This window comes from Pseudomonas sp. AF32, from assembly GCF_022342325.2.
Lineage (GTDB): Bacteria > Pseudomonadota > Gammaproteobacteria > Pseudomonadales > Pseudomonadaceae > Aquipseudomonas > Aquipseudomonas uvaldensis.
On record NZ_RQJK02000001.1, the window covers coordinates 458,377 to 472,678 of the forward strand.

Sequence of the window (14,302 nt, forward strand, 5' to 3'; positions counted from 1 at the left end):
TCCCTCAAATTGGTAGTACTGATGGCCAGCGACGCCTGAGCCCTCGGTTCAAGGAGAGACACATGAAACGCTCTGTACTGCTCGGTTTGTTCGTTACTGCCTCCATGCTGGCGTCGTCCTCGTTTGCCGCTGGCACGGACGATCTGTGTGATACCAATATCAAGGCCATTGAGAACTCCAAGACCCAAATCCAGGGCACGGACCTGGAGGCACGCGCCGCCACCAGCGTGCAGCAGGCCAAGGCCTTCCAGGCCCAGAATACCGAGGAAGGCACCAAGAAATGCATCTCCGAAACCACTCAAACCCTTCAGGAAATCCAGAAGGTGAACAAGGACGGTAAAAACTCCTAAACGCCGAGGGCCAACCTGCGGGTTGGCCTGCGCCGCAGATTGGCGTACACTGCAAATGCCTGTCGCTCCAGCAGATTCCCGTAGCGACAGGTTCGGGGCCGTTCAGGATTCGACGCCGGTTGCGAAACTTTAGGTGCATGCCGAGTTGGTAACAGAACTCGTAAATCCACTGTTGCAACTTCCTATAGTTGCCAATGACGAAACCTACGGGGATTACGCTCTCGCTGCGTAAGCAGCCTTAGCTCTTCCCTTCTGGTACCTTCGGGTCCAGCAATCATCAGGGGATGTCTGTAAACCCAAAATGATTGTCATATAGAACAGAATCGCCGTGCAGTACGTTGTGGACGAAGCGGCTAAAACTTACACAACTCGCCCAAAGCACCCTGCCCGTCGGGTCGCTGAGGGTTAACTCAATAGACATGGCTAAGCATGTAGTACCGACAGCGGAGTACTGGCGGACGGGGGTTCAAATCCCCCCGGCTCCACCACTTCATCATCTAAAGACGTCCACGGACGTCTTTTTTTGTGTCTGCAACCCAGTAAATACGCGGCCTCCAGCGATTTTGCGGTCTTCTGAGATTTTTTGAGTTCCAGCCATTCGGGTATTCCAAACGGTATTCCAGCCCATCCGGTGCTAATCTTTGGAATACCGAATCAGTGCCTGAGGACAATCTCATGCCTGCTCAAACGCTCCGCCTCTCCGATCGACAGCTCAAGGGAGTCAAACCGGCGTCCAAGGATTATGTCCTTACTGACGGTGACGGTTTGCAGCTCCGGGTACGCAGCAACGGCTCGTTGCTGTGGAATTTCAACTACCGCGAACCGGTGACCAAGAAGCGCATCAACATCGGCTTTGGGACCTACCCCGAACTGTCACTGGCGAACGCACGAAAGATGGCAGTCGATGCGCGCGAGCTGCTCGCACAGGGCATTGATCCGAAGGTGCAGCGCAACACGCTGAATGAAGCCAAGCGCGCAGAAACGGAACACACCTTCGAGAATGTGGCTACCGCCTGGTTCGAGCTCAAAAAAGACTCGGTTACCCCGGCCTACGCCGAAGACATCTGGCGGTCGCTCACGCTGCATGTATTCCCCGACCTGAGGACGACACCACTTGTGAAAATCACCGCGCCGATGGTGATTGGATTGCTTCGCCCTATCGAAGCGAAAGGCAGCCTGGAAACGGTGAAGCGTCTTAGCCAACGGCTTAACGAGATCATGACCTACGGCGTGAACTCCGGCCTGATCTTCGCCAACCCGCTCAGCGGTATCAGGGCGGTGTTCAAAAAGCCGAAGAAAGAAAACATGGCAGCGCTTCCGCCCGAAGAACTCCCCGAGCTCATGCTGGAGATCGCGAACGCCAGTATCAAACGTACGACCCGCTGCCTGATCGAATGGCAGTTGCACACGATGACTCGCCCCGCCGAGGCGGCGACTACTCGATGGGCGGACATCGACTTTGAAAGGCGTGTCTGGACTATCCCACCGGAGCGGATGAAGAAGCGCCGTCCACACAGCATCCCGTTGAGTGATCACGCTGTCGCACTGCTGGAGTCACTGAAGACTCACAGCGGCCATCGCGAATACGTCTTCCCGGCAGACAGAAATCCGCGCACCCACGCCAATAGCCAAACGGCCAATATGGCGTTGAAACGCATGGGTTTCCAGGATCGCTTGGTGAGCCACGGCATGCGCTCGATGGCCAGCACCATCTTGAATGAACATGGGTGGGACCCCGAACTCATTGAGGTCGCACTGGCGCATGTCGACAAGGATGAGGTGCGCAGCGCTTACAACCGGGCCGACTACATCGAGCGCCGGCGTCCGATGATGGCTTGGTGGAGTGAGTACATCCAGAAGGCCGCCACCGGCAGTCTGCTTGCCTCAGCATACGGCCAAGTCAGAGACAAGAACGTGGTGCCGATACGCTAGTGCTATACAGGCGCAATAAAGGCTGCAACAACTGAGCGTTCAAGATTCAGGGCGAGCAGCCTCGCTTATTCGCTTCTCAGTGCGGGTCCATCCAAACAGGGCTGCAAAGCCGCCCTGTTTGGATGGACCTTACTTTGAAGAGCTAAAAGCAACGACGTTGTCCGGGGTTTGCCACGGAATTCCACCGGTGGACAATCGTTCCTCAAGTCCACGGTGACCCTGAATTTCGAACCTTGACCGGGTTTATCCACAGGCGTAGAACTGGCCGTGCAAGCGCTGTCGATGACAGCAACCCGGGTGACCCGAACCTTGAAGGTCACGCCGCTCTCGCGGTGGTTCTCCCCCCAAATGGCGATTCGCATCCGGCAGCTCGCCCGGTCACCTCCCCGGTGATGGATGCCTACTTCAGATCATGGCCCCCGTGCGCCAGACGACACTTCCTACTTCGCTGCCCTGCAGCAACCTATCCGCTTGGCCGAATCTTGCGCCAACCTGCGCCCGTCTCTTTCTCCTGGAAAGAGACGGGCGCTTCTAGCATTGCTGCAGCCCTCATCGCACTTGGCTTTGCGGCAATTCCCCTCGTGACAATCGGCGTGACAAACGCCGATGTCACCAGCAACAGCGATGTAGATGATGGTGCCGCAGACCACGGAATGGACTGCACCTGACTGACAGTCAGGCATGCCCCGGTCATCGCATTACTGCTTGCACCTGGCTCAGGATCTCGCGGCACTGGTCTCGTCAGCCAATGCAGCCTCCACCCGCCCACCGGTAACGGTGCTCAGGAGGCCAGATCATGAGATGCCCTTGCTCCCGGTCGTAAGGAGCCGCCAGTCCCGCGTTAGAGGACACCCCACAGGTCGCAGGGGCCTTGATCCCTGATAACACTCAGCATTCTTGGCGGGATGACGTGGGGCGAGGATTGGAGATCGGATGATGAGGTGACTGACATGGCATTGGTGGGTAGACGCGATGGGCGCAATTTCGGCTACGGCAGACAATTGAGCTATGCAGGGCCGCAGGCGCTGAAAGACATGTTTGGCGGTGGCCACTACGGCACGGTCAAGGCGCACTGTGATCGGTGGCGGGCATTCGTGAAGTGGTGCCGCTCCGAACAAGGGCCCGGTATCAACGATGCGCGGCAGATTGATCGGAAAGTATTGGCCGATTATGCGGCGCACCTGCGCGACATGGTTAGACGCGGTGATCTCGCAATCAGCACCGCACAAAATCGGCTCTCCAGCGTTAACAGGACCATGGCGGCGCTTCGCGGTGATCAGTACGTGAAGTTGCCAAGTCCGAGCAATGCGTTGGGTATGCAGCGCACCGGGGTTCGACACTCGGTGCCACAAGGCCAAGACCATGAACAGGTTAGGCAGATCGTCGAGGCGCTCTGCCGCCATCATCAGCTACGGGCCGCCGCAATCGTTCTGTTGGCGCGAGCCACCGGTATGCGCTTACGTGAGGCCATCTTGGCTGACCTGCCGCGGTTAACTCGTGAGGCTTACGATCTAGGCAAGATCAACATCCAGGATGGCACTAAAGGCGGCCGCGTCGGGGCCTCGGCGCCTCGTTGGATTGTGGTGGATGAGCATATTCGGGATGCCTTGACGTTCGCGGCGCATGTGTCGCCAACGGGTAGCCGCAACATGATTGCTCCAAGTGAAAGCTATCAGGACGTTCTACAAGGGATTGCCCGGCCCGCCCGGGAGGTCTTGCACGCTCATCACCTCAAAGGGTTTCACGAGCTGAGGGCGGCTTTTGCGTGCGAGCGCTACGAGCAGATCACCCAGCATCGCGCACCTATCAATGGTGGGCGGTGCTACACCATGGACCAGAGTCTCGACCGTAACGCTCGCGTACAGATCAGCCAAGAGCTGGGGCATGGTCGGATCGATGTGGTTGCTGCCTATATAGGGGGGCGGGTATGAACAAGGAGTTTGATATGGAAGTGTTCCTGGCTGGCGTGCTGATCGGGTCGTATGCAACCCGGCAGAGGCATTTGCGGCAGGCGATGGTTATCCAGGCTGCAATTGTAGAGCGCTGGCAGAGTAAAACGCCTTGGGGTTGGAAACGGAAGCATCTGGTTTGGTTTATTGAACATCGCTTGAGCGAACGCAGCGAAAATACGCGGTACTACTATATGCTTACGATACAACTGCTCGCTCGTAGAGCAGGTAAGGCATGGGCGTTCAAAACCGGCAGAAAGCCTTCTGAAAGCCAATATCGACAACGAAAGACTTTGGGCTATCCCAAACCCTCAGAACCCTCCGAGCCACCTTCGTGCCATGAGGTAATGGCGAAGAGCAGCAGATTTGCGTGACAATAGGTCCAGCATTTGCCTCATGAAGCGCCCCTAGGACGAGACTCTGTCTGCCCACACCTCATCAGGTCTCAAGCGGTTGCAAATGGCTGCCCAAAACAAACACCGCTCCATCGCGCTGTATGGGCGAGGTGCTGATCCTGAACTACGCGCAGAAGAATGGCTTCACAGCCGATGCGCAGCCAACGGACGGAGTGAAGAAGGGAAGCGATGGAACTCATTGATAATATCAGTCGCCTCCTTGGCGACGACCTGAAGCAGACACTCAGGCCGGGAGCGCGATTGAAGATCGCTGCGTCCTGCTTTTCGATGTACGCCTTCGAGGCCCTGAAGGCGGAACTGGAGAAGCTCGAGGAGCTGAACTTTATATTCACCTCACCGACCTTCGTTGCCAACGAAGTCACCGACAAAATCCGCAAGGAGCGTCGAGAGTTCCACATTCCAAAGGTGGATCGCGAGCGTAGCTTGTACGGTAGCGAGTTTGAAATCCAGCTGCGCAACAAGCTGACCCAGCGCGCAATTGCCAAGGAATGCGCAGACTGGATGCGGCGCAAGGCCCGCTTCAAGAGCAACCGGACTCAGGCCCCCATGCAGCAGTTCGCCTGCGTGCAGTCCCGCGCTGGCGACACGGGCAATACTGCTTACATGCCGTTGCATGGTTTCACGGCAGTTGACCTCGGCTACCAGCAAGGCAATGCCGTGTCGAACCTCGTCAACAAGATGAATGAGCCGACCTTTGCGGCCACCTATCTCAGCTTGTTCGACCAGATCTGGAACGACCCAGAGAAGCTAGAAGATGTGACACAGCAAATCTGCGAGCACATCGCCTCGGTCTACCAAGAGAACTCCCCCGAGAGCATCTACTTCCTGATGCTCTACAACATCTTCAGCGAGTTCTTGGACGACATAGACGAGGACGTGCTCCCTAATGATCGCATTGGCTACCAAGATACGCTGGTCTGGCAGAAGCTCTTCAACTATCAGAAGGATGCCGCCACCGGCATCATTAACAAGCTGGAGACCTACAGCGGCTGTATCCTGGCCGACAGCGTTGGCTTGGGCAAGACCTTCACTGCGTTGGCAGTGATCAAGTATTACGAACTTCGAAACAAGTCAGTGCTAGTGCTGTCTCCTAAGAAACTAGCCGGTAACTGGTTAACCTATAACAGCCCGCTCAAAACCAATATTTTTGCGGCAGATCGCCTCAGCTACCGCGTTCTGTGCCATACAGACTTAGGGCGCACCCGAGGTGAGTCGTTCGGTCTACCTTTGAACAATGTAAATTGGGGTGGTTTCGACCTCATAGTCATCGACGAATCGCACAACTTCCGCAACAACGATGCCTACAAGGACAAGGAAACGCGCTACCAGATGCTGATGAACAAGGTCATCAGGGAAGGCGTGAAGTCCAAAGTGCTGATGCTCTCCGCTACCCCGGTCAACAACCGCTTTGCCGATCTGCGCAACCAGCTGGCTTTGGCCTACGAAGGTGATTCGGAAAACCTCAGCAAGAAGCTCAAGATCAGCAAGAGCGTGGAAGAAATTTTCCGGAGCGCACAGGCTGCCTTCACCGTATGGTCGAAGCTGCCGCCAGAGGAGCGCACTGCTCGCGCTATCCTGGATTCGCTGGACTTTGATTTCTTCGAGCTGCTGGACAGTGTGACCATCGCTCGCTCCCGCAAGCATATCCAGACCTTCTACGACACGAAGGACATCGGCCAATTCCCGGAGCGTCGCAAGCCGCTTTCCTTCCATTGCCCGCTGACCCAGCGCCCGGAAGTATTGGACTTCAACGAGATTTTCGAGCAACTGTCCCTGCTCAAGTTGTGCGTGTACACCCCGGCAGGCTACATCCTTCAAAGCCGGGTCAAGAAGTACATCGACCTGTACAATGCGCAGTCGGGTGACAGGAAGGAAAACCTCAGCCTGCACGGACGCGAGAAGGGCCTGCAGGCGCTGATGACCACAAACCTGCTCAAGCGCCTGGAAAGCTCCATAGAATCGTTCCGGCTCACATTGCAGTCCCTGCGTGGCAACCACACCAACACGCTGGCGACTATCGGCCGCTTCAATGAAGGCGTCTGTGTCGCCGCTGGTTCTTCCGAGGTGGCTGACCTCACCGACGTATTGGAGAACCTGGAAGCAGAAGACGACGATCTGTCGATGCTGAACGGCGGCGAGATTGGCGGCAAAGTCAAGATCAGCTTGGCCGACATGGACTTGCCCTCATGGGAGCATGACCTGAGTGTTGATCTGGAGATCATCGATGCCCTGCTGGCCTCAATGAACAAGATCACCCCCGAGGACGACGCCAAGCTGCAGCACCTCAAGGCACGTGTGCTGGAAAAGATCGCCAACCCGATAAACCCCGGCAATAAGAAGATCATCATCTTCACGGCATTCGCCGATACCGCCGACTACCTCTACGCCAACCTCGCGCCGGAGTTGCTGGCTCAGCAGCAACTTCACAGTGCCAAGGTCACGGGGACCGGCTCGCCCAAATCTACGCTCAAGAAAAGCTATGACTTCCAAGAGCTGCTGACCCTGTTTTCGCCGCGCTCCAAGTCGAAGGCTCAAGTGCTCCCACAAGAGCCCGCAGAGATCGATCTGTTGATCGGCACGGACTGCATATCCGAAGGCCAGAACCTTCAGGATTGCGATTACCTTATCAACTACGACATCCATTGGAACCCGGTCCGCATCATTCAGCGTTTCGGGCGTGTTGACCGCATTGGCTCTACCAACGCCAGCATCCAGTTGGTGAACTACTGGCCTGACATCTCGCTTGACGAGTACATCAACCTGAAAGAGCGAGTTGAGAGCCGGATGATGATCGCTGACGTGACGGCCACCGGTGATGACAACGTGCTTTCCGCGCAGGCCAACGATGTCACCTACCGCAAGGAACAACTGCGCCGCTTGCAGGAGGAAGTGATTGAGCTGGAAGACCTAAAAACCGGCGTGTCGATAACCGACCTCGGGCTTAACGACTTCCGCATGGACTTGCTCAACTACGTAAAGGCATATGGCGAACCCAGCCATGTGCCGAACGGTATGCATGCCGTGGTCCCCGCTAATCCCGGCTTGGGCCTGGAACCGGGTGTGATTTTCACCTTGCGTAACCGTAACCCCGAGGTGAACGTCAACCAGCACAACCGGCTACACCCGTACTACCTCGTCTATATCGGGCGCGACGGCGAGGTGATCAGCGATCACTTCGAGGTCAAGCGCCTGTTGGACCTCGTGCGCAGCGGCTGCAAGGGGCGTCCAGAACCCATCTCCATGGCCTGTGAATTCTTCAATAGAGACACGAACGACGGCAAGAACATGCATCTCTACTCCGAGCTGCTGAGCAAGACCATCCGCTCCATGATCGAGGTGAAAGAAGAAAAAGACTTGGACAGCCTTTTCAGCGGCGGCAAGACCACGGCACTGACCAACACCATCAGCGGCCTGGATGATTTCGAACTCATCACCTTCCTTGTGATTCAGGAGGCCGGATGAGCGGAGCCACGACTTCGGCCAAGCACTTGGCCTTCATCAACTACCCCAAGCAGGCTACGTTCGGGCGTGTGCTGCCGAAGAACAAAATTTACGAACACAGCGGGGCCAACACTCGCCTGAAAGACCTGTTCGTGGAGCAGGTCGAGCAGATCATCTGGCAGTACAAGCTCGCGCCGGAAACTATCAACCTGCCCGCGAAGCCGGGCGTGCCGGAGGTGCAGGTTTTCCACATTCTGCTGAAGACACCGGAGCTGTCGGTCGATGTACTGAAGTGCATCGATGGTGCCGTACAGTTCCCCGTCCTGTTCGAGCTCGAGCACGATGGCAGGATCAAGGTTATTGCCGCACACAAGCGCCTCAGTGAAGCGGACGCCTGCAAGTGGGTGGTCAGCGATTACTTTTCGACCACATGGATGCCAGCCAACAGCGAGCGCAGTGACATGCCTGTGGTTCTGGACTTAGCAGGACTCTACGAAACCCTGCTGCAACGCCTGATTCCACTAGCACCGCGTGCAGAGGAAAGTTTAACAGCCCTGGTCGAGCGCCTAGAAGGTGTGAGGACTAAGCAGCGTGAAATTGAAAGAATCCGCGCCAAGTTAGCCAAGGAAAAGCAATTCAACCGCAAAGTGGAAATCAACACTACTTTGCGCCAAATGAAAAACGAACTTGAGGACTTGAGCCACTGAATCCAGGGCTTCAAGGAAAAACAATGGAAAAACTAAAGATGCACTCTCCCGATCTGACGCAAGACAATATCGCGCACATTCGTGAGCTGTTCCCCGGCTGTGTAACCGAGGCTAAAGCCGAAGACGGAAGCATGAAGTTGACCGTGGATTTTGACCAGCTACGTCAGGAGCTATCGGGATCAGTTGTTGAAGGGCCACAGGAACGCTACCACCTGAATTGGCCGGGGAAGCGGGAGGCGCTATTGGCAGCCAATGCGCCGATTGCCAAGACATTGCGCCCTTGCCGCAAAGAAAGCGTGAACTTCGACAACACGAAGAACCTCTTCATTGAGGGCGATAACCTCGAAGCGCTCAAGCTTTTGCAGGAGGCTTACCTAGGTCAAATTAAACTGATCTATCTCGATCCTCCATACAACCGAAAAAAGGGAAATAACCTTGTCTATCGTGACGATTTTGTAGGAAGCACCTACGAGTATCTGACGCAAAGCAATCAGTCCGATGAGCTGGGAAATCGCCTTGTCGCCAACACTGAAGCGAATGGAAGGTTTCATTCCGACTGGCTTAGCATGATGTACCAGCGGCTACGAGTTGCGCGAAACCTGTTGGCCCCTGCGGGCGTAATCGCCATCTCTATTGATGACGCCGAAACCGCCAACGTATTGCATCTATGCTATGAGATTTTTGGCGAGACGAACTTCCTCGGCACATTGATCTGGAAGAATGCAACTGACAACAATCCAAGCAACATCGCAGTCGAGCACGAAAGCATCCATGTCTTTGCGCGAAGCAAGACCGACCTTGAGGGCGTGTGGAAGAGCTCGGTATCCGACGTTAAGGAAGTTCTCATCAACATAGGCAGCAAACTGGTTGCCAAGCATCCCGATGATGTCAACCAGCTGCAAGCCGCTTACACCGCTTGGTATCGTGAGAACAAAGACCAACTCGGCCCTTTGGCCGATTACAAGTTCATCGACAAGGGCGGCGTTTATGCAGGAAGCCGCAGCGTTCATAACCCCGGCAAGGAAGGTTATAGATATGAAGTGATTCATCCGATCACCAAGAAGCCGTGCAAACAGCCGCTTATGGGATATCGCTTCCCAGAAGAAACCATGAAGCGCCTGCTTGCTGAGAAGAAGGTTCTTTTTGGCGATGATGAAACTAAGCTAATCGAGCTGAAAGTGTATGCCTATGAGTTCGAGGACAAGTTATCCAGCGTCTTCGACCTAGATGGAAGGTCTGGTGCATACGACCTTAAGACCCTCTTTCCAGAGGGCAAGAAGGTGTTCTCGAATCCAAAACCCATCCTGTTGATGGAGCGTCTCATCTCATTCATGACAGGGCAGAAAGACATCTGCCTTGATTTGTTTGCTGGATCCTCAACATTGGCGCACGCGACGATGGAAATCAACCGACGGGAAGGAGGTAGTCGCCGCTTCATCAGCGTGCAATTCCCCGAGCCGATAGGCCAAGAGAGCAAGGATGCAAAAGAGGCTTTCCAATTCTGCACGCAGATTGGCCTTAAGCCATTCATATCTGAGATATCCAAGGAGCGTACTCGCCGGGCCGGTGCGGCTGTGCACCAAAAGGACGGTGCCCCGGGGTGGAGTCAAGACTCCGGCTTCCGCGTCCTTAAGATCGACACCTCCAACATGGCGGATGTCTACTATGCGCCTGATGCGCTGGATAAGGCCAACCTCGACCTATTCGTCGACAACATCAAGTCCGACCGTACGTCGGAAGACCTTCTGTTCCAAGTGATGCAGGACTGGGGTGTCGATCTGGGATTGCCCATCGCCAAACAAACCATCCATGGAAAAGAGGTCCTTTTCGTCGATGGCAACGCTCTGACAGCGTGCTTCGATGCCCATGGCGGCATCGATGAGGACTTCGTCAAGGAACTGTCAAAGCATCAGCCCCTGCGTATGGTGTTCCGCGATGCAGGCTTTAAGGACAGCGCTGTCAAAATCAACGTCGAACAGATTTTCAAATCGCTCTCGCCTTCCACCGAAGTGAAGTGCGTCTAAGGGGTAGGCGATGAAACTGAAATTCAAGACGCAGCCCTACCAAACCGCTGCCGTTCAGGCAGTGGTGGATTGCTTCAAGGGACAAATACCGCAGCATGGCGGGGTTCGCTATCGCCTGGACCCTGGCGTGAAGAGGGCTGCACCGGCGAGCCCTCAATCTGCTCTCGATCTAGAAACTGAAACGGTCGCCGACCAGGAGGCAGCCTTCCGCAACGCGTATTTGGCCTTGTCCGAATCTGCGCTGCTGGACAATATCCAGCAGGTGCAGCGCTTGCAGAACCTGCCTGTTTCGAAATCGCTTGATGACTACTTCACTATCAACGGAAACAAGGAACGCGTTCCTGCCACGAAACAGTACAAAGACAGCGCTAAGTCTATATCCAAAATCCATCTCGATATCGAGATGGAAACCGGCACGGGGAAGACCTACTGCTACATCAAGACGATCTTCGAGCTGAACAAACAGTACGGCTGGAGCAAGTTCATCATCGTCGTGCCCAGCATCGCCATCCGTGAAGGAGTGGCGAAGTCGCTGGAGATCACGGCAGATCACTTCCTGGAGACGTACCATAAGAAGGCCCGCTTCTTCATCTACAATTCCAAGGCACTGCACCATCTGGAAAGTTTTTCGTCCGATGCGGGCATCAATGTGATGGTGATCAACGTGCAAGCCTTCAATGCGACGGGCAAGGACAACCGCCGCATTTACGAAGCCCTGGACGACTTCCAGTCACGCAAGCCAATCGATGTGATCAGCGCCAATCACCCCATTCTCATTCTGGACGAACCCCAGAAGATGGAAGGCGGCAAGACGCTGGACTCGCTGAACAATTTCAAGCCATTGATGGTGTTGCGCTACTCCGCCACCCACAAGACCACACACAACAAGATTCACCGCCTTGACGCGCTGGACGCCTACAACCAGAAGCTGGTCAAGAAGATTGCCGTACGCGGCATCTCGGTCAAGGGCTTGGCCGGCACCAACGCTTACCTCTACCTGCAAGGCATCGATGTTTCCACCAAGAAGCCGCCTGAGGCGCGTGTGGAGTTCGAGCAGAAGCTTGCCAGCGGTCAGATCAAGCGTGTGGTACGTAAGCTGTCCAAGGGGGACAATCTCTTTGTGTTGTCGAATGAGCTGGACCAGTACCGTAGCTATGTAGTGTCCGACATTAACGCCGCCACCGACACCCTGAGCTTTACCAACGGCGTCGAGCTGCAGGTAGGCGAAGCAGACGGGGACGTGAACGAAGCCGCGCTGCGCCGCATCCAGATTCGAGAAGCAATCAAGGCACACTTCGATAAGGAACAGGAGCTTTTCCAGCAGGGCATCAAGGTGCTAACGCTGTTCTTCATCGATGAAGTCGCCAAGTATCGCGACTACAGCGCTCCCGACGAGAAGGGCGAGTACGCCCGCGTGTTTGAAGAGGAATACCAGCTCTACCTGAACGAAGTGCTGGATCTGGACGAAACGCCCTATATCAAGCACCTCAAGCGCATCACAGTCGAGAAGACCCACAGCGGCTATTTCTCAATCGACAAGAAAACCAAAAGATTGGCTGACCCTGATGTAGATAAACGTGGCGAAAACGCCGGCCTGTCGAACGATGTTGACGCCTATGACCTGATCCTGAAGGACAAGGAGCGCCTGCTGTCCCTGAACGAGCCTGTCCGCTTCATCTTCTCGCATTCGGCTCTGCGTGAAGGTTGGGACAACCCGAACGTGTTTGTCATCTGCGCCCTCAAGCACAGTGACAACACGATTTCACGCCGTCAGGAAGTAGGCCGTGGCTTGCGTCTCTCGGTGAACCAGCAAGGTGACCGGATGGATCACTCGTCCATCGTTCACGACATCAATGTGCTGACCGTTGTGGCGAGTGAGAGCTACAAGGACTTCGTTGCCGCCCTGCAGAAGGACATCAGCGAATCCCTGTCGGCTCGTCCGCGTTTGGCCGACAAGGCTTACTTCACCGGCAAGATACTCAACACCATGGAAGGCCCGATCACGGTTTCCGACGATCAAGCCACGGACATTGAGTTCTACCTGATCCAGAACGGTTACGTCGATAAGAAGCGCAACATCACGGAGAAGTACCATCAGTCCAAGAAGGACGGCACGCTCGAAGGGTTGCCGGACGAACTGCTGCCGCATGCCGAACAGGTTTTCCAACTGATCGACAGCGTGTTCAGCGAAAGCCAGATCGTGCAACCCGAGGATGGCCGTAAGGCGAAGAAGCTGGAGCCCAACGCCAACTTCGAAAAGCAGGAATTCAAGGAGCTTTGGGCCAGGATCAATCGCAAGGCAGCGTACAGCGTGCGGTTCGATTCCGAGGAGCTTGTCGCCAAGGCAGTCAAAGCCTTGGATGAGCATCTGCGCGTGACGCCATTGCAGTACACCATCCAACGTGGAGAACAGTCCGCGCTGGTCACTTACGACGGAGTTAATAGTGGCTCCGCCTTTGTGCTGAAGGTTACGGAAACAGAGGTGAACGTCCACTCCATCCATTCAGCAGTGAAGTACGACCTAATTGGCAAACTGGCCGAAGGTACACAGCTTACGAGGCGTACCATCGCGGACATCCTGAGCGCGATCAATGCGGCCGTGTTTGCCCAATTCAAAACCAACCCTGAGAGTTTCATCGCCGAAGCGGTTCGATTGATCAACGAGCAAAAGGCGACGGTGATCATCGAGCACCTCGCCTACGACACAGTCGCCGATCAGTTCGACTTGGACATCTTCACTGCTGGGCAGACAAAACAGGACTTCAGCAAGGCCGGGGACAAGCTCCAACGACACATCTACGATTACGTGCTGACCGACTCCAACATCGAGCGGGAGTTCGTGAAGGAATTGGATACCTGCACCGATGTGGTCGTCTACGCCAAGCTGCCGCGTGGCTTCCTGATTCCAACCCCTGTGGGCGATTACAATCCGGATTGGGCGATATCCTTCAAAGAGGGGACCGTCAAGCACGTCTACTTTGTGGCAGAGACCAAGGGTTCCATGTCATCTATGCACCTTACCCCCATCGAGCAGACCAAAATCGACTGTGCTCGGAAGTTCTTTCACGATATCAATAAAAAATATGCGCCTGACAACGTGAAGTACGACGTGGTGAACAGCTTCGGGAAGCTAATGGAGTTGGTGAAGTAACCTGCGAGAGATGGAAATTGAGTAGCAACTGCTGGCTTGGGTCTGGAATAAGAAAAAGGTAGGCTTCTAAGCGGTTCTCTCCATCACATGGCGAAGCATCGTGGGCGGATAGCTCATTTCAAAAAAGGGCTGACCTGCAAAGGGCAGCCCTAATCAGCAGCAAAAGGCATTTGGTAGGTAACCGTCCGCCCAACTCACCTTGCGTAAGTCAAGCTGGCATCGATCGTGTCCCAGGAAGTGGTGTAACTGAACCAGCCGAAGGCGCCCTGCGGGCGAAAGAGGATGGTCATCGTGGTTCTTGGCTAACGTTGAGTTTGCGAAGACCAAACACT

At 55.3% G+C, this 14,302-nt stretch carries 8 protein-coding genes and 1 other RNA gene; all 9 read left to right on the forward strand.

Features of this window, described 5'->3' with window-relative positions; all coding sequences use genetic code 11:
* Window positions 1-62 precede the first annotated feature (62 nt).
* The 9 genes from EGM97_RS02210 (at window position 63) to EGM97_RS02250 (ending at window position 13,970) form a co-directional block, all read left to right on the forward strand.
* On the forward strand, window positions 63-350 hold the full coding sequence (locus EGM97_RS02210) for a hypothetical protein (protein WP_238964792.1): 288 nt from the start codon (window positions 63-65) through the stop codon (window positions 348-350).
* Between the two features lie 94 nt (window positions 351-444).
* Window positions 445-838, forward strand: a transfer-messenger RNA (tmRNA) gene (gene ssrA, locus EGM97_RS02215).
* Window positions 839-1,025: 187 nt separating this feature from the next.
* On the forward strand, window positions 1,026-2,282 hold the full coding sequence (locus EGM97_RS02220; RefSeq protein WP_238964791.1) for an integrase domain-containing protein: 1,257 nt from the start codon (window positions 1,026-1,028) through the stop codon (window positions 2,280-2,282).
* 950 nt (window positions 2,283-3,232) lie between these two features.
* A complete protein-coding gene (locus tag EGM97_RS02225; RefSeq protein WP_238964790.1) occupies window positions 3,233-4,213 on the forward strand; it encodes an integrase domain-containing protein in 981 nt (326 codons plus the stop codon).
* Window positions 4,210-4,605 (forward strand): hypothetical protein, encoded by a 396-nt coding sequence (locus EGM97_RS02230; protein ID WP_343075407.1) that lies wholly within the window; start codon window positions 4,210-4,212, stop codon window positions 4,603-4,605. The genes EGM97_RS02225 and EGM97_RS02230 overlap by 4 nt, the downstream gene beginning before the upstream one ends.
* 210 nt (window positions 4,606-4,815) lie before the next feature.
* Window positions 4,816-8,109, forward strand: coding sequence for a helicase-related protein (locus EGM97_RS02235; protein WP_238964789.1), 3,294 nt, complete (start codon window positions 4,816-4,818; stop codon window positions 8,107-8,109).
* Window positions 8,106-8,795, forward strand: a complete 690-nt coding sequence (locus EGM97_RS02240) for a DUF4391 domain-containing protein (protein WP_238964788.1) — start codon at window positions 8,106-8,108, stop codon at window positions 8,793-8,795. Before EGM97_RS02235 ends, EGM97_RS02240 begins: the two co-directional genes overlap by 4 nt.
* A 23-nt stretch (window positions 8,796-8,818) precedes the next feature.
* The gene (locus tag EGM97_RS02245; RefSeq protein ID WP_238964787.1) at window positions 8,819-10,819 is read left to right on the forward strand and encodes a site-specific DNA-methyltransferase; all 2,001 of its coding nucleotides are present in this window, start codon (window positions 8,819-8,821) and stop codon (window positions 10,817-10,819) included.
* A 10-nt stretch (window positions 10,820-10,829) separates the two neighbouring features.
* Window positions 10,830-13,970 carry a type III restriction-modification system endonuclease gene (locus tag EGM97_RS02250; protein ID WP_238964786.1) on the forward strand — a complete coding sequence of 1,047 codons (3,141 nt, stop codon included), beginning with the start codon at window positions 10,830-10,832 and terminating at the stop codon, window positions 13,968-13,970.
* Window positions 13,971-14,302 lie beyond the last annotated feature (332 nt).